Source organism: Sphingobacterium sp. N143, from assembly GCF_030325625.1.
Taxonomy (GTDB): Bacteria; Bacteroidota; Bacteroidia; order Sphingobacteriales; family Sphingobacteriaceae; genus Sphingobacterium.
The window spans coordinates 1-23,473 of sequence record NZ_JACAIS010000012.1; the positions used below are offsets into that span (position 1 = coordinate 1).

At 37.0% G+C, this 23,473-nt stretch carries 25 protein-coding genes and 2 tRNA genes; 14 read left to right on the plus strand and 13 right to left on the minus strand.

What is annotated here, in order from left to right; translation table 11 throughout:
- Positions 1-274 precede the first annotated feature (274 nt).
- Together HX021_RS19940 and HX021_RS19945 are read left to right on the plus strand one after the other, a co-directional pair.
- Positions 275-1,162, plus strand: a complete 888-nt coding sequence (locus HX021_RS19940; RefSeq protein WP_286592352.1) for a DUF4886 domain-containing protein — start codon at positions 275-277, stop codon at positions 1,160-1,162.
- Positions 1,163-1,172: 10 nt separating this feature from the next.
- A complete protein-coding gene (locus tag HX021_RS19945) occupies positions 1,173-1,673 on the plus strand; it encodes a DinB family protein (protein WP_286592353.1) in 501 nt (166 codons plus the stop codon).
- 101 nt (positions 1,674-1,774) lie between these two features.
- Here the strand turns inward: HX021_RS19945 and sucD are convergent, their stop codons facing one another.
- Both sucD and HX021_RS19955 read right to left on the minus strand, forming a co-directional pair.
- Positions 1,775-2,647, minus strand: a complete 873-nt coding sequence (gene sucD, locus HX021_RS19950; protein ID WP_286592354.1) for a succinate--CoA ligase subunit alpha — start codon at positions 2,645-2,647, stop codon at positions 1,775-1,777.
- Between the two features lie 90 nt (positions 2,648-2,737).
- Complete coding sequence (locus HX021_RS19955) at positions 2,738-3,271, minus strand: RNA methyltransferase (protein WP_286592355.1); 534 nt, start codon at positions 3,269-3,271, stop codon at positions 2,738-2,740.
- A gap of 114 nt (positions 3,272-3,385) precedes the next feature.
- Here HX021_RS19955 and rpsT point away from each other — a divergent pair, with 114 nt between their 5' ends.
- Positions 3,386-3,640 carry a 30S ribosomal protein S20 gene (rpsT, locus tag HX021_RS19960; protein ID WP_046671646.1) on the plus strand — a complete coding sequence of 85 codons (255 nt, stop codon included), beginning with the start codon at positions 3,386-3,388 and terminating at the stop codon, positions 3,638-3,640.
- A gap of 172 nt (positions 3,641-3,812) precedes the next feature.
- Here rpsT and HX021_RS19965 read toward each other — a convergent pair whose 3' ends face one another.
- Together HX021_RS19965 and HX021_RS19970 are read right to left on the minus strand one after the other, a co-directional pair.
- Positions 3,813-4,664, minus strand: coding sequence for a 3-keto-disaccharide hydrolase (locus HX021_RS19965; RefSeq protein ID WP_286592356.1), 852 nt, complete (start codon positions 4,662-4,664; stop codon positions 3,813-3,815).
- Between the two features lie 39 nt (positions 4,665-4,703).
- A complete protein-coding gene (locus HX021_RS19970) occupies positions 4,704-5,537 on the minus strand; it encodes an AraC family transcriptional regulator (RefSeq protein ID WP_286592357.1) in 834 nt (277 codons plus the stop codon).
- A 433-nt stretch (positions 5,538-5,970) separates the two neighbouring features.
- Between HX021_RS19970 and scpC the strand changes: the two genes are divergently transcribed.
- The 3 genes from scpC to HX021_RS19985 all read left to right on the plus strand — a co-directional run bounded on the left by scpC (position 5,971) and on the right by HX021_RS19985 (position 11,241).
- Complete coding sequence (gene scpC / locus HX021_RS19975; protein WP_286592358.1) at positions 5,971-7,464, plus strand: succinyl-CoA:acetate CoA-transferase ScpC; 1,494 nt, start codon at positions 5,971-5,973, stop codon at positions 7,462-7,464.
- A gap of 269 nt (positions 7,465-7,733) precedes the next feature.
- Entirely contained in the window at positions 7,734-10,124 is a 2,391-nt protein-coding gene (locus HX021_RS19980; RefSeq protein ID WP_286592359.1) for a PDZ domain-containing protein, read from the plus strand.
- Between the two features lie 58 nt (positions 10,125-10,182).
- Positions 10,183-11,241 carry an alpha-L-fucosidase gene (locus HX021_RS19985; RefSeq protein ID WP_286592360.1) on the plus strand — a complete coding sequence of 353 codons (1,059 nt, stop codon included), beginning with the start codon at positions 10,183-10,185 and terminating at the stop codon, positions 11,239-11,241.
- Positions 11,242-11,422: 181 nt separating this feature from the next.
- On the opposite strand, the gene HX021_RS19990 is transcribed toward HX021_RS19985, so the two are convergent.
- On the minus strand, positions 11,423-11,920 hold the full coding sequence (locus HX021_RS19990; RefSeq protein WP_286592361.1) for a DinB family protein: 498 nt from the start codon (positions 11,918-11,920) through the stop codon (positions 11,423-11,425).
- Between the two features lie 153 nt (positions 11,921-12,073).
- On the opposite strand from HX021_RS19990, the gene HX021_RS19995 reads away from it, so the two are divergent.
- Positions 12,074-13,096: a bestrophin family protein gene (locus HX021_RS19995; RefSeq protein ID WP_286592362.1), complete on the plus strand. Its 1,023-nt coding sequence runs from the start codon at positions 12,074-12,076 to the stop codon at positions 13,094-13,096.
- A 6-nt stretch (positions 13,097-13,102) separates the two neighbouring features.
- Here the strand turns inward: HX021_RS19995 and HX021_RS20000 are convergent, their stop codons facing one another.
- On the minus strand, positions 13,103-13,561 hold the full coding sequence (locus HX021_RS20000) for an Lrp/AsnC family transcriptional regulator (RefSeq protein WP_286592363.1): 459 nt from the start codon (positions 13,559-13,561) through the stop codon (positions 13,103-13,105).
- 146 nt (positions 13,562-13,707) lie between these two features.
- Here HX021_RS20000 and HX021_RS20005 point away from each other — a divergent pair, with 146 nt between their 5' ends.
- Together HX021_RS20005 and HX021_RS20010 are read left to right on the plus strand one after the other, a co-directional pair.
- A complete protein-coding gene (locus HX021_RS20005) occupies positions 13,708-14,913 on the plus strand; it encodes an aminotransferase class I/II-fold pyridoxal phosphate-dependent enzyme (protein WP_286592365.1) in 1,206 nt (401 codons plus the stop codon).
- Between the two features lie 75 nt (positions 14,914-14,988).
- A complete protein-coding gene (locus HX021_RS20010) occupies positions 14,989-15,483 on the plus strand; it encodes a DoxX family protein (RefSeq protein WP_286592366.1) in 495 nt (164 codons plus the stop codon).
- A 36-nt stretch (positions 15,484-15,519) separates the two neighbouring features.
- Here HX021_RS20010 and HX021_RS20015 read toward each other — a convergent pair whose 3' ends face one another.
- Complete coding sequence (locus tag HX021_RS20015; RefSeq protein WP_286592368.1) at positions 15,520-15,912, minus strand: group III truncated hemoglobin; 393 nt, start codon at positions 15,910-15,912, stop codon at positions 15,520-15,522.
- A 161-nt stretch (positions 15,913-16,073) separates the two neighbouring features.
- Between HX021_RS20015 and HX021_RS20020 the strand changes: the two genes are divergently transcribed.
- Positions 16,074-16,640 (plus strand): hypothetical protein, encoded by a 567-nt coding sequence (locus tag HX021_RS20020; protein ID WP_286592370.1) that lies wholly within the window; start codon positions 16,074-16,076, stop codon positions 16,638-16,640.
- 68 nt (positions 16,641-16,708) lie between these two features.
- Here HX021_RS20020 and HX021_RS20025 read toward each other — a convergent pair whose 3' ends face one another.
- Entirely contained in the window at positions 16,709-17,164 is a 456-nt protein-coding gene (locus tag HX021_RS20025) for an ExbD/TolR family protein (RefSeq protein ID WP_286592491.1), read from the minus strand.
- A gap of 317 nt (positions 17,165-17,481) precedes the next feature.
- Here HX021_RS20025 and HX021_RS20030 point away from each other — a divergent pair, with 317 nt between their 5' ends.
- Positions 17,482-18,018 (plus strand): methylated-DNA--[protein]-cysteine S-methyltransferase, encoded by a 537-nt coding sequence (locus tag HX021_RS20030; protein WP_286592372.1) that lies wholly within the window; start codon positions 17,482-17,484, stop codon positions 18,016-18,018.
- Between the two features lie 350 nt (positions 18,019-18,368).
- Here the strand turns inward: HX021_RS20030 and HX021_RS20035 are convergent.
- Positions 18,369-18,456, minus strand: a tRNA-Ser gene (locus HX021_RS20035).
- A 544-nt stretch (positions 18,457-19,000) separates the two neighbouring features.
- Positions 19,001-19,088: transfer RNA gene (locus tag HX021_RS20040), tRNA-Ser, on the minus strand.
- Between the two features lie 494 nt (positions 19,089-19,582).
- Here HX021_RS20040 and HX021_RS20045 point away from each other — a divergent pair.
- Genes HX021_RS20045 through trxA form a run of 3 tightly spaced genes read left to right on the plus strand, consistent with a single transcriptional unit; the run spans position 19,583 to position 21,245 of the window.
- Positions 19,583-20,212, plus strand: a complete 630-nt coding sequence (locus HX021_RS20045; protein ID WP_286592373.1) for a glycoside hydrolase family 25 protein — start codon at positions 19,583-19,585, stop codon at positions 20,210-20,212.
- 8 nt (positions 20,213-20,220) lie between these two features.
- Entirely contained in the window at positions 20,221-20,949 is a 729-nt protein-coding gene (locus HX021_RS20050) for a rhodanese-like domain-containing protein (protein WP_286592374.1), read from the plus strand.
- The gene (trxA, locus tag HX021_RS20055; RefSeq protein ID WP_286592375.1) at positions 20,949-21,245 is read left to right on the plus strand and encodes a thioredoxin; all 297 of its coding nucleotides are present in this window, start codon (positions 20,949-20,951) and stop codon (positions 21,243-21,245) included. Before HX021_RS20050 ends, trxA begins: the two co-directional genes overlap by 1 nt.
- 97 nt (positions 21,246-21,342) lie before the next feature.
- Here trxA and HX021_RS20060 read toward each other — a convergent pair whose 3' ends face one another.
- The 3 genes from HX021_RS20060 to mqnC all read right to left on the minus strand — a co-directional run bounded on the left by HX021_RS20060 (position 21,343) and on the right by mqnC (position 23,352).
- Positions 21,343-21,504, minus strand: a complete 162-nt coding sequence (locus HX021_RS20060) for a hypothetical protein (protein ID WP_286592376.1) — start codon at positions 21,502-21,504, stop codon at positions 21,343-21,345.
- Positions 21,505-21,657: 153 nt separating this feature from the next.
- Positions 21,658-22,218, minus strand: a complete 561-nt coding sequence (scpB, locus tag HX021_RS20065) for an SMC-Scp complex subunit ScpB (protein ID WP_286592377.1) — start codon at positions 22,216-22,218, stop codon at positions 21,658-21,660.
- Between the two features lie 9 nt (positions 22,219-22,227).
- Positions 22,228-23,352 (minus strand): cyclic dehypoxanthinyl futalosine synthase, encoded by a 1,125-nt coding sequence (mqnC, locus tag HX021_RS20070; RefSeq protein ID WP_286592378.1) that lies wholly within the window; start codon positions 23,350-23,352, stop codon positions 22,228-22,230.
- Positions 23,353-23,473 lie beyond the last annotated feature (121 nt).

Consider the following 23,473-nt stretch of genomic DNA (forward strand, 5'->3'; position numbering starts at 1 on the left):
GTAGGTCGGTGCCTTTTTTTACACGGAAGCCCTTGCTGGAAACAGTCAAGGGCTTCTTGCGTTTGGATAGTTTTGATTTGGGGGCAGTGCCAGTGGAGCAGTGGACAGGGATGAACTGGTGGCCTGTATTAGCAGTAGCACTATCCCGGTATAGGTATTTTCGTTAATGGATCTGAATTGAGTTTGAGATACCAAAGTGATCTTCTCTTTTATTTTTTTGTCATTAGCATTTCTACAAGATATTCTCTAATTTAGTTGATATTGTAATGTCGAGATGATGAAATTGAAGCAAATATTCTTATTTAGTATTTTAATAGTATTCCTTTTTAGAGGAACTAGATCTTATGCACAAAGTGAGCCCTTAGATGATGGTGTTTTAAAAATTTTGGCCATAGGAAACAGCTTTTCAGAAGATGCTATTGAGCAAAATCTGTATGACCTGGCAAAAGCTGGAAAAAAAAAGATAATCATTGGTAATCTTTATATTGGCGGAGCGCCATTAAGCCTGCATGTCGCAAATGCTAAAGCGGATAAACCTGCTTATCGCTATCGTAAGATCAATCTGGAGGGAAAGATGTCTGAAAGGAATAATGAACGATTGTCACAGGCATTAAAGGATGAGGAGTGGGACTATATTAGTTTTCAACAAGCAAGTCCATTGTCCGGTGATTATGGTTCTTATGCAAAGGATTTACCGCTTTTGTATGATTATGTCACAAAGAATGTTAAATATCCAAGTACGAAATATATTTTACACCAGACCTGGGCATATCAAAATGGCTCATCTCATGAAGGATTCTTGAAGTATAATCGAAATCAGGACACTATGTATGCAGCAATTGTAAATACTTCGAAGGAAGTTTTTAATTGGGGAAACTTTGATGTACTGGTACCATCAGGCACGGCTATTCAAAATGCTCGTTCTAGTTTTCTAGGTGATCATTTTACTCGCGATGGATATCATCTGGATTTAAACTATGGGCGTTTTGTTGCTGCATGTGCTTGGTATGAAGCTTTATTTCGTGAGAACATTTTAAATAATACCTTCTTACCACTTAAAGTAACATATGTGGAAGGCCAGATTGCAAGGAAAGCAGCGCATCGGGCAGTGGCATCTCCATTTAAAGTTACTGTATTAAAGGATTTTCAATTAATGAAATAATATATTTTATATGAGTATTAAAAAAAGCTATTTGATCGAGCTGGATCATGAAACAAAAAATACTAAACGCATTTTAGATCGGATACCAGATGAAAAACTAGATTGGCGCCCACATGAAAAGTCGATGAGTCTGGGTGAGCTCGCTGCACATGTAGTTGAGTTACACAATTGGGTTTCCAAAGCGATACCAAAAGAGGTATTTGATTTTAAGGTAGATTATCAACCACTGAAGGTATCTTCAGTAGCAGAGTTGAAGAGAGTCCTATCTGACGGCGTAGAAGCAAACAAAGTAGCTATAGAATCTTTATCTGATGAAGATTGGTTTAAAGACTGGGTTTTGAAATCTGGAGATTATGAGATCTCTCGTCTACCACGGGCAGGTGCCATACGTTTTATTATTAACAATCATATCGTCCATCATCGTGGGCAATTGACCGTATACTTACGGCTACTTGATATTGCAGTACCAGGTTTATATGGACCTTCTGCGGATGAAAAATGGCCATTCTAAAGGGCAATGGAATTATAGGCTTTCTAGCAAATAGAGAGGGTAAAAATAAAGGGGACCAATTAATTTTGATCCCCTTTATTTCTTTATTAAGATGAGACTAACTATTTAGCTAGTTCTTCAGCGATAGCTTTGCCAATTTCAGCAGGAGATTCTACTACACGAATGCCGCATTCACGCATAATTTTCATTTTTGCTGCTGCAGTATCATCTGCACCGCCTACAATTGCACCAGCGTGGCCCATACGACGTCCTGGAGGCGCTGTCTGACCAGCGATAAATCCTACAACAGGTTTAGTACCATGTTCTTTAATCCAGCGAGCAGCTTCAGCTTCCATTCCTCCGCCGATTTCACCGATCATGATGATAGCTTCAGTTTCAGGATCATTCATCAATAATTCTACTGCTTCTTTAGTTGTCGTACCGATGATAGGGTCACCACCGATTCCGATAGCTGTTGTGATTCCTAATCCAGCTTTTACTGTTTGATCTACAGCTTCGTATGTTAAAGTTCCTGATTTGGAAACAACACCTACACTACCTTTTTTGAAGATAAAACCTGGCATGATACCAATTTTAGCTTCACCTGCTGTGATGATACCAGGACAGTTTGGTCCAATCAGACGGGATTTTTTGTCGCTTAAGTAAGATTTTACTTGGATCATGTCTTTTGTAGGAATTCCTTCAGTGATACATACAATGACTTCGATACCAGCTGCTGCAGCTTCCATGATCGCATCTGCAGCAAATGCTGGAGGTACAAAAATAATAGAAACATTAGCTCCTGTAGTATCTACTGCATCTTGAACAGTATTGAATACAGGACGGTCTAAGTGTTGTTGACCACCTTTTCCAGGAGTTACACCACCAACTACATTTGTTCCGTACTCAATCATTTGAGTAGCATGATAAGTACCTTCGTTTCCAGTGAAACCTTGAACGATTACTTTTGAATCTTTATTAACTAATACACTCATTTCTTCTTTAAATTTTGCACACAAATCTACTATTTTGCTTTCTAAAATGGAAGCAATGTGAATAGGAATGTGACCTTTATTGATAAATTTTTAATTCAGATTGCGTTTTTGGATAAAATCCCAAAGAATAATGCCTATTGCGACAGATACATTGAAGGAGTGTTTGGTCCCGTATTGAGGGATTTCTATGCAGGTATCAATTTTTTTCATTATCTCCTCATCCACGCCATTGACTTCATTCCCAAAAATCAAGGCATACTTTTTATCAACAGTAGGCTGGAAATGATGTAACATCACACTATCTTCAGCTTGCTCTATAGCAACTATTGTATAACCATCTGCCTTTAATTGGTCAACAACTGTAGCTGTTTCTTCATGATATTCCCAAGATACTGAATGGGTTGCTCCCAATGCTGTCTTTTCGATCTCACGGTGCGGAGGTGTGCCCGTAATACCACATAGAAATATTTTTTCAATAGCAAATCCGTCGGCTGTACGAAAGGCAGATCCTACGTTATGCATACTTCGTACGTTATCCAGAATGATTGCGATAGGAGTTTTTTCTTGCTTTTTAAACGATTCAACATCTGTACGTTGAAGATCATCCATCGATAATTTTTGCATGTCGCAAATATACTAAACCTAAAAAATAAAATAGATTTTGAATATTGGAAATAAGGTGTTATTTTTGCAGTCCGAATTACAAGAAAAAAATTGAATAAAAATTAGCTAAAAAAAATGGCAAATCATAAATCAGCGATCAAAAGAATTAGAGCAAACGCTACTAAACGTTTAAGAAACCGTTACCAAGCAAAAACTACGCGTAACGCAATCAAAAAATTACGTCACACTACTTCTGCAGAAGAAGCTAAAACATTGTTACCACGCGTAATTTCTATGCTTGATCGTTTGGCAAAGAAAAATGTGATCCACAAGAAAAAAGCTTCAAATAATAAATCTAAGTTAACAAAGTTCGTTAACGGTTTAGCATAAGCTTTTCGTATAGATATAGAGGGGTACAGCTCGCTGTAGCCCTTTTCTTTTATGTTATATATTTGGATTTCTCTTTCCAAGCGAATAGTAATAAAAAAAGCATCATATCATTGATGCTTTTTTTATTACTATTCGCTTGGCCTGGTTATCCAATCCGGCAGTAGGATTATTTTTACTGTTGTAAATTGGGGAGCAGTTCTGCAATGACCTTTTTCAATTTATGAGGATCTTTCATATAGGGTTCTAAGTCATATAACTCAACCTTTTTAAAATCAATAGGATGACTTTCACTTTGGAGTGAAATAGTTCCTTTATTCAATAGTTGACCGTCTTTTTTTACAGCAGCATCATAGCCTGTTACATTGCTACCTCCGATTTGAGGCTTTGTATATTCTAAAACAACTCTATCTTCAATGATATGTTGTACCAAAGAATCGCCTAATACGAGAAAGTCTGCCGTTACCCATTGATCTCCTGCATAAGTTTTGGATGTGGAACTGATACAGTGTGGCGTAAATAATTTATTATCCATAACAACATTTGTACCAGGAGTACAGAGATTACTTGTTGTTCGTTCATCCTTCCCATTACCACCTAAGAGCTGGCCTTCGATTGATATGGGAAAATCCTGGTCGACTCCCATTGTCTTAGGGTCTTGTCCATGTAACATAGCTCCACTATTACGCCAAGCCCAATCCTCTCCACCGGGAGCCTGCTCACCTACAAAACGGTAGGTGACTCGTAATAAATAAGCTGAAAATTCTTTGTTATAGAATAAATGGCCATATTGAAAATTAAAGTTATCATAACCATCATATCTTACTTTTAATAAACCATCTTCTACACGAAACGTGTTTTTATAGTTATCTCCAACCTGATGGTTTCGAATTTTTGGAGTCCAGTTTTTAAGATCTTTCCCGTTGAATAACTGAATAGGTTTTGGTTTTTTTTCCTGAGAATTGCCGAAGGCGGAACAGCTAAGTAGTAAAATTCCAGCCGCACAGATAATATGTTTGAATTTCATCCTGAATTAGGTTTGTTGACCTAAATTAGGGAAACATTTTTAAATTAGCAATTCTTTTTGTTTGACATATTCACTTGGGCGAATGCCTACAACTTTATTAAATGTATTACTGAAAGTTGGTAAACTGTTGTAACCAACTCTCAAAGCCACTTCATTCACGCTCAATTTATCATCCAATAATAATTTCAAAGCAGTCAACATTCTTAGAATAGTGTAATATTGAATAAAAGACATGTTTAATTCTTTTTGGAATAATCTAGCCAATGTTCTTTCGCTGATATTGAATAAATAGGAAAGTTTTTTAAAGCTTACATTTTCTTCAATATTTTCTTCCAAGTATATTACTATATCTTTCAACTTTTGATGATTTGGATATGGTAATGCTAAAGGAAGTTCATGTAAGGATAGTTCTGGAAGAATAAGCTTAAAGGCCGTGGCTATGCTGTATTTGGGTTCTTCAACGGGAAATATATTTCCATTCCAGCGGTTAGTAAACATAATTAGTTCGATCAGCAGATCGTTTACTGGATAAATTCCCATTTTACTATAAAATGCCGTATCATTATTACTCTTTGGAAAGTAAAGATTTCGCATAACAACCTCTGGAGTGCTTGGATGAATACTGTGCTTTACTCCTCCCGGGATCCATAAATAATGCCTTGCAGGTAAAAAATATGATTTTTTTTCAGTTTTTATAAAAACAACACCACCCTCAGTGTACAGAAATTGATCTTTTTCATGACTATGTTCCGAAATATGTTGTTCTGCAATGATGGCATGATGGCAGTAGATGCTATCTTCAAACGAATCAACCTCCGTCATATAATAGCGGTTGACATATTTTGCATCGTTGGTTGTATTTTTAGTGCTCATGTTGTCTTATAAAACTACGATGCAAAGGTAGGACTTTTTTGTCAGACCATGTCTTTACTGTTTTAAAGTAAGTGTATACTTACATAGAAATTATAATTAATGCCCTAGGGAGTTAGTATTTACTTACTTTGATTTATGGGGATGATTTGTAATTGCTTGAAATTCAGATGCTATTGTATGCCTGTTTCAATTTTGAAATTGATTTTTATATTTCCTATATGTTTATTTATTTGATATATAGATGTTTATGGTTTTTTAGTCATGATTGAATAATTTTGTGTCATAGGGGGATAAATTCACAGTAAAAAAAAATGTTAAAATTGTTTGTTTAAGAAATTGTCAAGATCGATTAATATCTTTTATAACAGGGGAATAAATAGGTTTCAATTTCTTAAGTTTACACTTAGCGAGCATAAAATAAAATTATACCCATATGGCTTACGAAAGAATTAAAATTCAAAGCTTACATGATAAAGTTATTACTGCTGAAGCAGCTGCCAGACTATTCGAAGATGGTATGGTTGTTGGATCAAGCGGTTTCACTAAAGCTGGAGATAGTAAGGTTGTTTTGCCTGCATTGGCCGAAAGAGCTAAAACTGAACCATTGAAAGTTACTTTAATTACAGGAGCCTCTTTAGGGCATGGTACTGATGGAAAGTTGGCAGAGGCTGGTGCATTGTCAAAGCGTATGCCTTTTCAAGTTGATCGCATACTTCGCCATAAAATCAATGCAGGCGATGTGCTCTTTATTGACCAGCATTTAAGTGAAACTGCGGAGCTTCTTCATAATAAAAACCTGCCTCAAGTGGATATTGCCGTGCTGGAGGTTGCAGCAATAGAATCTGACGGCAGTATTATTCCTACTACGTCGGTTGGTAATTCAGTTACCTTTGCAGCATTAGCCAAACAAGTGATTTTGGAAGTGAATACTGCAATCCCGATTGCAATTAAAGGAATACACGATATTTACCAGGCCGAAGATTATCCACGCCGAAATGTTATTCCTATTGTGGCACCGGAGAATAAAATTGGTCGGAAAACAATCCCGTTGGATCCAAGTAAAATTGTTGGTATTGTTTTTACCAATGAGCTCGATAGCCCTGCAGATATTGCTGAACCAGATGCCAAGACAACGGCTATTGCGCAACATATTTTGCGTTTCTTCGAGAATGAAGTGGATTTGGGACATTTGTCTGAAAATTTAATGCCTCTTCAGGCAGGTATCGGGAAAGTAGCAAATGCAGTTCTTACTGGTTTTATACATAGTAAATTTCATAATTTAACCATGTTTTCAGAAGTACTGCAAGACAGTACATTTGATTTAATTGATGCTGGTAAGTTAGATTTTGCTTCAGCATCTTCAATCACTGTATCAGCAGCGTGTTACTCCCGTGTCTTTGATCATCTAGATAAATATCGGGATAAAATTGTGCTTCGTCCCCAGAATATTTCCAACACCCCTGGATTGATAAAACGTTTAGGGATTATTGCTATTAATACTGCGATTGAATTTGATATCTATGGTAATGTAAACTCAACACACACTTCAGGTACTAATATTATGAATGGAATTGGAGGCTCTGGTGATTTTGCACGTAATGCTTATCTCAGTATTTTCGTCACTCAGGCTGCTTCCAAAGGGGATATGATCTCTCACATCGTGCCTATGGTATCTCATGTGGATCATACGGAACACGATGTCGATATTTTAGTGACGGATTATGGATTGGCAGATTTACGTGGATTGGCACCTCGTGAACGTGCAAAGGTTATTATCAATAATTGTGTTCATCCCGATTATAAAGAACAGCTTCTTGACTATTATAACAGGGCCTGTGAGAGAGGGGGGCATACACCACATTTATTAGAGGAAGCTTTTAGCTGGCATATTAATCTGAGGGAAAAAGGATCTATGAAAAAGATGTAAAGTTCCTAAAATCAGTAGTGAACTAAACGAATAACCCAAAGAATATTGTATCTCTGACAGAATTGTTTTATTTTCATTGTATTGGCAATGCTTTTACCTGTTGTTATAGGTTGAGAGCATGTTCCAAAAAATTGATTGCTGAATCTAGTTTAAGGATTACAGATAAATTGGGTACTGGTTAGATATCCTTTGTACATGTGTCAAAATAAACTATTTTTAGCAAGATGCTATGGGAATGATAGTAATATTTCCAATTTGAACTGCTAAATATGATGAAGATACAATTAACCTTTGTTGCGAGATGGCTTGCTTTAGGAATGTGTTGTGCATTGCTATCAGCAGTACAGGCACAGCATATACAATCTAAACGGCTCTATGTAAGTACTAGTGGCAGTGACAATAACCGGGGTTCTAAAAATAGTCCTTTTGCGACGATAGAGGCTGCGATACATACCGTAAAGAGATGGAGAGAGGCAAATAATCCCATTGGAGCGGAGATAGTTCTATCCGGAGGGAAATATCATTTGGAGAAACCAATTGAGATTTCTGCAACCATATCCAATAGTAAAACGCAGCCTTTGTCTATTAAAGCAGAAGACGGAGAGCAGGTTGTTCTAAGTGGTGCAAGAGTATTGACGTTAAAATGGAAAAATATGGGCCAAGGGGTATGGAAGGCAAAGGTCCCCATTGGCTTACATTTTCAAAGTTTATATGCAGATGAAAAAAAGTTAATTAGGGCGCGCTATCCAAACTTTGAAGCAGGTATATTACCTTTTAATGGGTATGCACCAGATGCTGTTAGTCCCGAGCGTATTGCTGGCTGGAAACATCCAGCGGGTGGAATTGTGCATGCCTTACATCAAGGACGATGGGGAGGCTTTCATTACCGAATTGTTGGGAAAGAAGGTAGTTCGAAAATCTTATTGGAAGGCGGACAGCAAAATAATCGTCCCAGTAAAATGCATGAAACATATCGTTTTGTGGAAAATATATTTGAAGAATTAGACACTGCAGCGGAATGGTATCTGGATGAACAAACGGCTAATTTGTATTATATGCCGGAGCAGGGAACAAATCCCAATGAAATGAAGTTTGAGGCTCCTGTGCTGGAGAATTTGTTATCCATTTCTGGTGATACCATTCAACCAGTATATGGGGTGACAATTCAAAGAATCCAGTTTGAACATACTGCACCAACTTTTATGAAAACGGCTGAACCTCTTCTTCGTAGCGACTGGACCATTTATAGACAGGGGGCCATTAAAATTGAAGGCGCAGAACATTGTTTCATTAGTGAAAATGATTTTTACGAACTGGGTGGTAATGCCATATTTGTCAGTAATTATAATCGTGCAGTTAAGATTAGTGGTAACCGAATTGTACAAATTGGTAGTGGCGGAATCAATTTTGTTGGGGATTCGCAGGCTGTTCGTTCGCCAGTATTTCAGTACAACCAGTTTGTGCCATTGGACCAAATGGACAAGAGCAAAGGTCCGAAATCTACTAATTACCCAAAAGATTGTGAAGCAAGCGATAACCTGATCCATGATATTGGTCTAATTGAAAAACAGGTTGCTGGAGTTCAGATTTCTATGTCAGAATCTCTTCGGGTGCTGAACAATACTATTTATAATGTTCCACGTGCAGGCATCAATATTGGTGATGGCACCTGGGGCGGCCATGAAATAGCATACAATGATGTTTTTAATACAGTATTGGAAACAAGTGATCATGGTGCGTTTAATTCTTGGGGCAGAGATCGTTTTTGGCACCCTGATCGAAAAAAAATGGATGAACTCACTGCAAAACACCCTGAACTTATTCTGCTGGATGCCATGACGACAACTAAAATACATGATAATAGATTTCGATGCGATCATGGCTGGGATATTGATCTTGATGATGGGTCGTCGAATTACGAAATTTATAATAATTTATGTTTAAGTGGAGGTTTGAAACTAAGAGAAGGTTTTTACAGAAAAGTATATAATAATGTGATGATCAACAATGGTTTCCATCCACATGTTTGGTTTCAGAATAGCCATGATGTTTTTCGGGACAATTTGGTGATGCAATCCCATCAAGACATTCAAGTTAAGTATTGGGGGGATATGGTTGATTATTCGATTTATGAACAAAACGAAGATTTGAAAAAAGATCAATCGAAGGGGATTGAAGAACACGGTCGTGTAATTACTTATCAGTTTATCGATCCTGTTCACGGTGATTTCAGACTCAAAGGATGGAGTAATCAAGGTTTTAAAAATTTCGATATGCAACATATGGGGGTAACTAGCCCTCGATTAAAAGCATGTGCAATACATCCGGAAATACCCCAATTGCGACGAAAAGAGACAAATATAACATCAGAAACATGGAAATGGAATGGTGGCCTGTTTAAATCTGTTGAAACTCTAGGTGAACAATCTGCCGCTGGGTTGCCTTCGATAAGTGGCGTGCTGGTTGTGAATGTTGAAGAGAAAAGTAATCTTTATCAAGGAGGATTACGTTCGGGAGATGTTATACTTAACTATCAGAGTGAGAACATAAATAATTTAAATGATCTCCAGTTGATATTGAAAAAGATACCATACGTAAATCAGCCTAAATTGACCATTTTTAGAAATCAGCAACAGCAGGTTCTGATTTTGCAACTTTAGAAAAGGTTAATAGATTTTTTGAGGAATAATTTTTAATTTATACATAAGCCAATATATAATGAAATTAAAATGTATGTTATTTGCTATGATGATGCTTTGGCTAAGTCATGTTGCAGTGGGACAGATGAATTATCTCAATGAATCAAAGACCGCATTTGACACACGAATGAAATGGTTTAGAGAGGCTAAATATGGAATGTTTATACACTTTGGCTTGTATAGCCAACTGGGGGGTGAGTATGAAGGAAAACCGGTTGAAGGCTATGCCGAATGGATACAAGCTGGTGCAGATATTCCCAAAGAACGTTATGCATACCTTCTACAAAATTGGAACCCAAGCAAATTCAATGCAGATAGCATTGCCCAATTGGCAAAAGATGCTGGTATGAAATATATTGTTCTTACCACCAAGCACCATGAGGGATTTTGTTTGTGGGATTCACCCTATACAGACTTTGATATAGCTTCAACCGCACTGAAAGGCCGTGATTTGGTACAAGAACTTGCTACTGCGTGTAAGAAGCGAGACTTACAATTTGGGGCTTATTATAGCATTATTGACTGGCATCATGATTCGCAGCAGCGTAATCCTGAAGGAAAGGATGGAGGGGCGCGTTGGGGGCAAGTCGTGATGAAACCCGAACAGAAAGCCGTGTATATTCAGTACATGAAAAATCAATTAAAAGAACTCATTGTCAAATATGATACGGATATCCTTTGGTTTGATGGAGATTGGGTGAATTGGTGGGATCTTCAGACTGGACAGGATCTATACCAATATTTACGGGAACTAAAACCTTCATTGATTATTAACAATCGTGTCGCTAAGCGTGAGAAATTCAAGCGCGATTTTGGAACACCTGAACAAGAACATCCGGGAGGAATGTTAAATCATGACTGGGAAGCATGTTATACCTTAAATAATTCTTGGGGTTTTAAAAAAGCTGACGAAAATTGGAAAACATCTGAAGAAATAAACAAAAAATTACGGGAGATAAATAATATGGGCGGAAATCTATTATTAAATATTGGACCTGATGGAAATGGGAATATTCCCGCTGCTAGTAAAAAGATTTTGTTAAAAGCCACCATTGAACGGAAAAATAGTAAAAAATGAGTTTATAATAGCGAAATTGATATTCTTAATCAAACAGCTGAACAGCCGTTTTCTCTATAAAGCTGTTTGATTAAAAGGTGGATGATAAGGTTGAAAATCCAACTGTATATTCAAAATAATTAAATATTTTTGTAAAGTATGCTAAGTCAGTAAGTTTGATATTTCTTATTTAGCGGCCAACCTATTTTAGATCTTTATAGATATTCCAGTAATTATAATCTGTCATTGGTGCATCTGTAATTCCAATATTGCGTCCCATAGTTACAATTTGTCCTCTGTGATATGTTCCATGCATAATGACATGTTGGATATATTCGTATCTAGAAAAATCACATTGAAACCAGGGTGATTCTACTTTTATATTTTTAGTTAGGTCTTCCTCCGATAAGCTATCCACATATTGCAGTAGTTTTTGAGCGCTATTTTTGAGTGCATGAAAAGTCTCTTCTTTTGTAGTTAAGGTCAATGAAAAATCAAAATTATACTCTTCAGCAATAAAGGTCCACCAGTATTCCTGTGTTTGCCAGATGTGTTGTAATGTTTTTAAAATAGTGGGAAAGCTGGAAGCTACGTCTTCATTGAGTTGGGCATCCGATTTGGTAGCAAGCCAGTCAACATATTTATTAACGACCCAATTGTTGTATTCAACAGTGTTAGCTATTAGCGTTTTTAAGCTCATAAGAATTGGTTTTTTGTTATAAATATAACTGTTTTGATTAATACTATTATTTATGTTTTTTTGATAAGTTATAAAATAGGAGGAGAGTATTGGACAGTTAAAATTTAAGTTGTACTTTCACCGTATAGTTAGAGTATAAAATATTTCCTTTTTATGATCACAACGAAGTATTTTAATTACAGACAGATTTTTAATCTTGCAGGAGTACACTTGATCTGGTTAACCGGATGGTGTTCTTTGGTAGCGATCATCTATTATTTTTTTAATTGGCAATGGATGATTATTCCTTGGGTTCCTGTGGCGCTGATCGGTACCGCGGAGGCATTTTATGTTGGTTTTAAAAATAACCAGGCTTATGACAGGTTGTGGGAAGCCCGAAAAATATGGGGCGGGATTGTCAATTCAAGCCGTTCATTGGTGGCTATGCTCTATGCTTTTGATACAGAGCAAGGAGTTCAGAGCGATTTGGAAGAGAGAAGAAGGAAAATAACCTACCGTCATATTGCATGGCTGTACCAGCTGCGGGAGCAGCTTCTGGTTCCAACGGAATGGGAACATGTAAGCTTAAAAAAACATTTTGGTGCAATGAATGTCAAGCGCCATAGATTGATACGAGCAGGTTTTCCGGATTATAGCCGTACCCCGATCTTTTTACATAAGTACCTCTCAACGGAAGAGTTTGAATTACAGTCAACCTATAAAAACTTTGCGACTTATCTGATTGCACAACAAGCCAAGGATGTCAACACATTGAAAAACGACCAGCTGATTACCGATTTTAATCAAACACAATTGCAGGGTTGTCTCAATCAGTTTTATGATTTACAGGGACAGGCGGAGCGAATCAAGAAGTTTCCTTCACCAAGACAGTTCGCTAGTACGGCATTTGTGTTTAATGTTATTCTGATCTTGCTGCTTCCTTTGGGACTGGTCAATGAATTTGCCAAATTAGGAGACTGGGGAATCTGGACAAGTATTCCTTTTTGTGTGGTCATCGGTTGGATTTATATCGTGATGGAACTGGTCGGGGATTATACTGAAAATCCCTTTGGTGGCCTAATGTTTGATATTCCGATGCTTTCGATTTGCCGGACGATCGAGATTGATCTATTGCAGATGACAGGTGAAGTGAATATTCCAGATCCAATTGTATCTAAGAATGGAGTGTTGGTATAGATTTTATTAGACCGTTACTGTCATTGTATTTTTAACTTCAGTAATCATAAAAGAACTCTGTGTACTCGCAATATGCTGTAGGGTTGTTAGTTTTGTCAACATGAAATTCCGGTAATCTTCCATATCTTTAACATATATTTTTAGAATGTAGTCATAATTTCCACTGACATGATAACATTCTGTGACCTCTTGTAAACTGATTACTTCTCGTTCAAATTGTAATATATATTCTTTTTTATGCTGGGTTAACTTTACGTGACACAGCACCATAAAGTCCCGCTCTATTTTTCGCCTATTGAGCAATGCAGTGTATTTTGAAATAACCCCTGAATTCTCAAGTTTTCGAACACGTTCATAAGTAGCTGTCACCGAAAGATTAAGCTTATAGGATAGTTCTTTGGTGGTTTGTTTTGCGTCATCTTGCAAATAGAGAAGTAGCTTTTTATCGATTTCATCAAAGGCCATAGAATTTTTTCTAGCTTAATTTTTTGAAAGAAGGATATTGTAGATTTATTTTTTACTATTTTATTGGTTTATTAGATTTATTTTCTAATATATGAATTATTTGTTGTAATAAAACTTTAAATCATTCAATTTTATAAATAAAAAATATGGAAAATTTTAATGCGGCAAATGAAATACAGGATTTACAATATTTTGGAGAATTTGGAGGAGTAAACCCTTCAATCTCGGATAGCTCAACTTATACCTTTCTGTCGGCCAAAACGATGTTTGATACGTTTGAGGGAAATGCAGAGGGGTGTTATTTGTATTCAAGACATTCAACTCCAATGAATCTATATCTTGCAGAGGCACTTGCAAAGATGGAAAATACAAGCGGAGCAAATGTAACGGCCTCAGGAATGGCAGCTATTACTACCGTGCTTTTACAAATTTGCAAAGGTGGCGACCATATCATTTCCAGTAGGACAATTTATGGTGGTACATATGCCTTTTTGAAGAATTTTCTTCCAGCTTATAATATTCAAACCAGCTTTTTGGATATCCATAATTTTAATGCCATAGAAAATGCTATACAATCCAATACCAAAGTAATTTATTGCGAAAGTGTAAGCAATCCTTTGTTAGAAATTGCTGATCTCAGAAAGCTTTCGAAAATTTGTAAGCAGTACAAAATAAAACTTATAGTAGATAATACATTTTCGCCGTTATCTATTTCTCCCGCTCTTTTGGGTGCTGATGTCGTTATTCACAGTTTAACAAAATTTATTAATGGAAGTAGTGATACAGTAGGTGGCGTATATTGTGGAACACAGGAGTTTATAGATGCGACAAAAAATGTAAATACTGGAGCTAGTATGTTACTTGGTCCAACAATGGATAGTCTTCGTTCTGCCAGTATCTTGAAAAATCTCAGAACCCTGCATATTCGGATAAAACAGCATAGCTACAATGCCTTGTATTTAGCTGAAAAATTTGAACAAGATGGACTTAAAGTTTCTTACCCGGGATTGACTTCCCATAAAAATCATGAACTGATGACAACTATGATGCACAAGGATTATGGGTATGGTGGCATTCTAACTATCGATGTTGGTACAACTGACAAGGCCAATGAATTGATGGAATTAATGCAGACGGAAAATTTGGGCTATTTAGCTGTCAGCCTCGGTTTTTACAAAACACTATTCTCCTGTTCAGGGAGTTCAACGTCATCTGAAATACCTGAGGAAGAACGCGCTACAATGGGAATTTCTGATGGGCTGATCAGGTTTTCGATAGGTCTTGATCATGACATTGAACGCACATACCAGCGAATGAAGGCTTGCATGAGAACTACAGGTATTCTCCAGTAAGAAATGATAGCTATAAGACTAAGAAGTTTATAATTTTTGATGTCAGCCAGCAAATTTCTTAAACTGGTTTAAGTTATGACCATTGTTATCCTTTTACATTTGAATCTTAAATTTAATACCATGTATAGTCAACTTTTTTTACGTGTAGCTGTTGCAACAGCTTTTTTATCTGCTGTGGCAGACAGATTTGGTCTTTGGGGACCTCCCGGGAGTGCCAATGCTTCGTGGGGTAATTGGGCCAATTTTGTGCAATATGCAAATCAATTGAATTTTTTTATGCCTGCACCATTGGCGAATTTAATGGCTATTTTGGCTACCTTATTTGAGGTAATTCTGGCTGTTTTATTATTAATAGGGTATCGAACACGTTTGAGTGCAATTCTGTCTGGAGTTTTATTAACAGCTTTTGCCATCACAATGACATTGTCTTTAGGTATCAAATCTACATTTAATTATTCTGTTTGGATTGGAGCAGCTGCATGTTTTTTATTGGGTACAATAAAAACTTTTCCCTATAGTATAGATGGCTTGATCATAGGTCACCAACTTCCACTTTCGACTAAAAAATAGCTTTGCTTTCTTGAAAGAAGTACTTAATAAGCCTTGTTATATTAAAGGTTTCTTTTCGGGATTTGCAGTGAAATATTCTTTTTTAAACTGAAACATCTGAGCCATTTTCTGTGCACGCCACTTGGCTTCATCAGCTTTTTCTCCTTTGTATAGCCGATTAACAGTCATTTCAAACAACTCGAGCCATTGTTCGAAATGTCGTGCATCTATTGGTAATGTAATATGAGGCGGGAAGGGACTGCCGAAATAGGTATGTTCATTTAACAGGATAGTTTGCCAAAAACTGTACATCTTTTCTAAATGCTTAGCCCAGTTGTTTTGTATACGTTCCTGAAAAACGGGCCCCAACAAATTGTCTTTGCGCACAGTTTCGTAGAACTGGTCTACGAGTAGTTTTATATCCTCGATTGTTTGAATATCCTGTTTCATTAGATTGCCATATCTTTTACAATGCGATAACTAGAATGTTTGTTCACTAAATTTAACCACATTTATGGAGAATCAAATCATAGTCATGTAAAGATACATGTTAAAATGTTGCAATTTTCTATAATTGTCAGTACATTGATGGATGACTAGGGAAAAAATGTATGAAAAAATATGCTCTTTTTATTCTACTTTTTATGGGGTGTTATATTGCACGGGGACAAATTACAAATATCTCAATAAATAAAAAGAATTTTGAGTCTTCAGGTTTTCCATATAAAGGAAAGCGTGTTCTGCAAGTAGAACATATCGAAACAGCAAAGGAAGATAATTATATTATTTTTTCTAAAGAAGAACGTGGGGCAGATCCGGATAAGCTTTATGTTCAGCAATTTCAGAAGAAAGAGGGGATGTGGGTTCCAATTGTGGAAGAGACTGTCTCAGAAGATGGTATTATTACTTCTGTTTGGGAATCTAGAAAAGCATTCTTTGACGCGGATAAAGATGGAAAATTGGATGCCTTATTTATCTATTCCAGGCACCCAAAAGAAAACATTGAAAAGCAGTTGAGCTGTATCGCACTGATTTTATACAAGGGCCAGTTTTATCGCATGCGTGCGGAGGCTGAGGACGGATATAATAAGACCACTTACTCCGATAACTATGCTTCTTTGCCTGCGGAGGTGAAAGAAAATGTGGAACGCTATTGGGAAAACTTGGACAAAAGATAATAAAATAGCAAATATTCGTAACATTTTGCCCTACCTTTTTGACATCTCGTTTTGCTAATTATAATATTTTAATGAATGGATGCCAGTAATTGTTTTTCTTCCTCTTCTCTAGTTTTGCCAATAAGATAGCGTTTGATGTTTTGTTGTTTGAGTTCGTCGATCGTCCGGATGACATCTTTCGCCCTGGCTTCTGTGCTCGGTTTGATAAGTACAATCATATCTTTAGTGTTAGGCATAGTGCCAATCTTTATTTTTAATTGCGCGACAACTTGTGGTAATGTTTTTTCTATATCAGCGAGTGTTTGGGAAGAAGCAAGTGGTGTCTTAAAATCACCATGATACCATATAAATCTTCCGTCCCCCAAGATAAATGTTGCTGTTCGATTTTCGTCGATCAGAACAGATTCTGTATCTTTCTTGCTTTTATCAGGCATGGCAATATCCATTGCCGCAGGTTTATCCAGGCTAGTAGTAAGCATAAAAAAGGTGATCAACAGAAATGCAAGGTCTACCATCGCTGTCAGATCGACTTGGTGCCATTTTTCGGCTTCTTATTTTTTTTTGCCCACTTTCTTGTATTTTTTGGTTTAGTTCTGCCATGATTTTTGATCTTTAGGTTTTGCTTTTTTTCATACTCATTGAAATGATGCCCAAAGTGCTGCCATTCCATAATTTTTTGACACCTTAAATAGTTTTACTTTGATTTTTCAGGAGTTTCAATTAAAATAGATTGAGTGTTGGTTGAATAGGAGCAAACTCCTGATGATACGATCTTTTTCTAATGCATGATCAGAAAATGAAATAGAAAAGATTAGTAACTTGCTTATAAAAAAGTAATGATATGGAACGTGATAAGGATAGCGAACTCATCTATACAGATATGGCATCAAAGGTAGGAAAAATAAGGGTGGTGGCAACGAGACGAGGGTTGGCCGCAGTGTTATGGGAAGGTGAAGACTATACAAGAACAAAATTATCTACGCCTTATAGAGATGACCAAGCTCCTTTATTACAGCTTGCTAAACAACAGCTATTGGAATATTTTGACGGGAAGAGAACAGTTTTTGATCTACCATTGGATATGCACGGAACCCCCTTTCAGCTTAAAGTATGGCACGCTTTATTGGATATTCCTTTTGGTCAAACAAAGACCTATGGTGAGCTAGCACGCCAACTGGGTGATATAAAAGCAGTACGAGCAGTTGGAGGTGCATTGAACAAGAATCCCATATCTATTATTGTACCTTGCCATCGGGTTATTGGTGGATCCGGAAAGCTCGTCGGTTTCGCAGGAGGTCTGAAAAATAAGTCTATTCTCCTGGACCTGGAAATGAAAGATCAAACACCAACACTTTTCGATGTATATTCCAATTTTTAACCCGGAATGATGAATATTAAACAACATGATGAAAACTCATTGGTAAAGAAAATGGATTTAGGGAACTTTCGGAAACAATATGCAATTGGTTTAATGTGCTGAAAAGAGAACCATCGTATCCAGGCCAATTTTTCTGGGCGAATCCTGCTAAAACAAGCTTTTCAGGAATGAAAGGCTTGTTCTGCGGAGAGTAAGGGATAATATATGATCCCAATGGAGGGAGGCTTCACCATAAAATAAAGCCATTCACTCCGTTCATTTTTTTCGTCGTTTATAGACTTTAGACCAAACATTGTTTAACAAAAGTCTATAAACGACAAAACCCGACAATCGTCGGGCTTTATTTTTGGTGGCGGAGAGTGAGGGATTCGAACCCCCGAACCTGTGACAGTTAACGGTTTTCAAGACCGCCGCATTCGACCACTCTGCCAACTCTCCGCGACAAAAGTAGAAATTCTGGATAGATTTGCAAAACTTATTTTTATATTTTTCCTTGTCTAAAGTTGTTCTGAGGCTATTTAAGCTAGTATTTTGTTGTAAATCAGGCTCTGTTGAGTTCTTACATTGGCTTGATGAAATTGATCTTTACTGATTTTATCAAAAATTAAAATCTGGTTTTAATACAGGGCTTCCCTGTCAGGCAGCAATAGTAAGATGGATTCCTAAGATAAAGCCTGTTTGTTGCGGAGAGTGGGGGATTTATCGCGTCCCAGATGCCCATGCTAATGCCTAGGATGATTAAAGTTCGAACCCCGGGCAGTCCGTCTGGTGCGAGTCTGAATACAACGAAAAAAGCCTTTCATTTCTGAAAGGCTTGTTCTGCGGAGAGTGAGGGATAATAACATGATCCCAATGGGGGGCTTCACCATAAAATAAAGCCATTCACTCCGTTCATTTTTTTCGTCGTTTATAGACTTTAGACCAAACATGGTTTAAAGTCTATAAACGACAAAACCCGACAATCGTCGGGCTTTACTTTTGGTGGCGGAGAGTGAGGGATTCGAACCCCCGAACCTGTGACAGTTAACGGTTTTCAAGACCGCCGCATTCGACCACTCTGCCAACTCTCCGCGACAAAAGTAGAAATTCTGGATAGATTTACAAAACTTATTTTGTTGAATTGATCTTAAGGTTTGAAAATGAGGTAGATTGTTTTTGATCAGTAGTCAATATAGGGAACTTTAACCTAATTACAGTAATGGAAGCAATTTTTAAAGTGTCCGATTTATGCAGTTTAAAAGTAGCTGACAACCAGTCTTTCGGACTATATGCGATCATGTGTGAAAATATAAATTGTTGTGAAAATTTTGCGAGTTTATTACGATTGATGTAACTTCATCGCAGTATGGTGCGGCCAAAATCAAAAAGAACAAAGCTCAGTGGAAAAGGAAAAATGACTCAAAATATCCGATGGATTTGGATAGTAGTCGTGGTATTAATGTTCTTCTTGTGTCTTATAGGATGGCATTATAGAGCAGGAATCATCTATTATTTCCGTGCAGCTGCATCTAAAAGCAAATCCTTATCAAAAGATGCTAAATATGATATTCGTAATATCGAAATTATGAGTAAGCACGATGATAAAGTATTTGGAATCGATGTGTCAACTTATCAAGAAGAAATAGACTGGCATAAAGTCAATACCATCAATGACCAATTCCCGATTGATTTTGTGTTTATTCGAGCAACGATGGGAGAGACTGGAGTAGATAGTAGGTTTAGTCAGAATTGGACTAAAATGCACAACAGAGCAATTCTAAGAGGGGCTTATCATTATTTTAGACCCAATGAGAATTCGATGAAGCAGGCAAAGAATTTTATTCGTAAGGTCAAGCTTCAGCCAGGGGACCTTCCTCCGGTTTTGGATATTGAGGAACATCCACGGCAACAGCCCATGGATAGTTTAAGGGTCGGTTTAAGACGTTGGCTTGACGAGGTGGAGCATCACTATAAAGTCAAACCAATCATTTATTCAGGTGATAAATTCTATAGTGATTTCTTGGAAAAAGAATTCTCGAGTTATACGCTGTGGATCGCGAATTATAATTTTTGGATAGAAAGTCCAAAAAAGCATTGGGCATTCTGGCAGTTTTCAGAGAAAGGTACTGTAACGGGGATTCGTGGAGATGTGGATCTCAATATCTATAATGGTAAAATTGAGGAGCTGGAGAGTTTGCTAGTTCCTTTTAAATAATAAATGAAATGAATAAAAAATGGATTGTCATGCTTGGAATCCTTTTCTTGATCTGCCAAGGAAAGCATCCGGCTCTTTCAGCATCAGGTACAAATAATATCCCGGTTCATCAACCACAATCTAGCGTCCCATTGCTTACATTGGAGCAGTTTAAAAAAGTGCGTAACCAAACGAATGTTTTAGTTGTGGATACTCGGTCTGGAGATGAGTTCCTACATGGATTTATTCCCAAGTCGATCAACATTGGTCTTAAAGGGCCATTTGAAACATATCTGATGCAAGTTATTCCCAATAGAAATCAACAGCTTTTATTGGTCGTAGATACAATGGATAAGAATGATGCCGTGGAGCGCTTGACTAAATTGGGGTATAATAGAATTATGGGTATATTGGATGGTGGCATAATGATCTGGAAGGCTCATGAACCACTGGATTCGTTGAAAAATATAACGCCCCGGACTTTTTTTAAATCAGATCAAGGTCATATTGTGGACGTGAGGACAGAGAAAGAGTTTGCTGCTGGACATATTGACAATGCAATGAATATTCCTTTGACCGATTTCGCTAATTTTGGTATTACGCTTAAGAAAGACGATGATCAAATATATTTGCATTGTCAATCAGGATACCGAAGTGCAATTGCTGTATCTATTTTGAGTGCGAAAGGTTTTAAAAATATATGCAATATCCAAGGAGGGTATAAAGCATTGAGTGAAGAAATAAAGGAGAATCGATAATGGCAACTTTTGATCAGATTATTCAATCAAATTCGCTGGTTTTAGTGGATTTTTTTGCTACGTGGTGCGGTCCATGTCAAACCATGGCGCCAGTTTTACAGGATGTAAAAGAGTTTTATCAAGATGATCTTTCTATTATAAAGATAGATGTAGATAAGAATCCAAAAATTGCGTCCCTATACAAAGTCAGCGGTGTGCCGACTTTTATATTGTTTAAAAATGGTCAGCAGGTGTGGCGGCAGAGTGGGATGATCCCTAAAATGGAATTACATAAGCTGATTGATCAGGTAAGATAAATCAGGAGAAATAAAATAAGGCGGTCAATTCGATTGACCGCCTTATTTTTTAATGATTCTCTGGTTTTAATAGGTAGTGTTATATTGCACTAAAATATTAAAATTCATCATCATCATCGAAGTCATCCAATCCTCCAATCGAGTCAATTTCTGGTAAGTCGAAATCATCATCGAAATCGTCGTCGTCGTCATCAGGTCCATTGAAAGATGCGAATTTTACTTCTTCAAGATCTTCATTAGCTAATATTGCCGTGTTCATAAAATAATACTTTATTGTTTCTTATTCAATGCTGTAAAATTAGAGAAGAAAACTATCTTTTAAAACTTTTTTTAAAAAAAATATTGGCCTTTATTTTTCTGTTAATCAGTGTGTTGAATTGTGTTTTAAAAATAAAAATTTATTTTATTTTATTTATTCATTTGTTTCACCGATCACATTGTCCTCTGTAACGATATCTTTCAGTTGAGGAAGATCTCTTACTCCGTTGATTCCGAAATGATCCATAAACTGTTGGCTGGTCGCGTATAAAAGCGGTTTACCGATACTATTGGCCTTTCCTGCAATCTTAATCAATTTTTTTTCAAGGAGTCTCTGAATTGAATAATCACAGCTGACACCTCTGATCTGTTCAACCTCAAGTTTGGTTATTGGTTGTCGATAGGCAATAATTGCCAGCGTCTCTAAAGCTGATTGGCTAAGTTTTCGTTTATTATTATGATTTTGTAACTGTTGTATCGCCTCGTGATAGTTAGCTTTTGTTAAAAATTGATAAGAATTGTTGATGTAACGTAATTCCAGGACATAGTCCTCATCCTGATACTTATTTTCAATTTTTTTAATCAGTTCCTTTAATTCATCCTTTGATATTTCTATGGCCAAAGTTTCCTGTAAGATTTGCTTGATATCAGCAAAATCAATTCCTTCTGCTGAAGCAAATATAATTGCTTCAATATTTCTGATAACGTCTTTCAATGTACCGTTTTAATAGTTGATGACTTGTTCGACCATATGCGCTGGCAGTTCCCTGAATTCATATTTTTGTGTCCGTAGTTGCGGTTGGAAACCTGCTTCTAGAATTGCTTCTTGGATAGATTTGGAAGTGAAGCGATGTGGTGCACCTGCTGCGGAGACCACATTTTCCTCAATCATGATCGAACCGAAATCATTTGCACCGGCATGTAAGCATAATTGAGCAGTTCGTTTCCCAACTGTAAGCCAGGATGCCTGAATATTTTTGATATTTGGCAGCATGATTCTGCTCAGGGCAATCATGCGAATATATTCTTCACTTGTCACATCATTGGTGATGCCGCGAAGTCTCTTTAGTAATGTGCCATCATCTTGGAAAGGCCAAGGGATGAAGGCTATAAAACCATGTGAATCTTCCGGTTTTTCATCCTGTACTTCTCTGATCCAGACGAGATGCTCAAATCGTTCTTCTATTGTCTCGATATGACCAAACATCATAGTCGCAGATGTCGGTAGATTGATTTTGTGTGCTGCACGCATGACATCTAACCACTCTTTGCCACCGCATTTTCCTTTAGATATCAAGCGTCTCACACGGTCATTGAGGATTTCGGCACCCGCTCCAGGTAAAGAATCCAAACCAGCTTCTTTTAGTTGGGTGAGGACCTCAATATGACTCATGTTCTCCAGCTTGGCTATATGAGCAATTTCTGGCGGGCCTAGAGAATGTAGTTTAAGTGTAGGATAAAGTTCTTTTAATTGTCTGTATAGATTCTTATAGAACTCTATACCTAAATCAGGATGATGACCTCCTTGTAATAACAGTTGATCACCACCATATTTAAAGGTTTCTTCAATTTTTTGCTTGTAACTTTCAATATCAGTGATATAACTGTCCGGATGACCAGGACGACGAAAGAAATTGCAAAATTTACAGTTTGCAACACATACATTAGTCGTATTGACATTTCTATCAATCTGCCAGGTAACTTTGCCGTGGGGAACTTGTACCTTACGCAATTCATTGGCTACGAAAGTCAAATCAGCTGTTGGAGCATTTTGATATAAAAAAACACCCTCTTCCTTGGAAAGGAACTCAAATCGGAGCGCCCGCTCTAATAAATTACTTACATTCATCTATTGCAAATATAACGACCTTTTGGCGTATTTATATGGATTTGAATAATATTTGACATTGTCACTGCGTATTTATGGCTAAATAAATGTAATGTATATCACTCGATTTTATTATGTAACA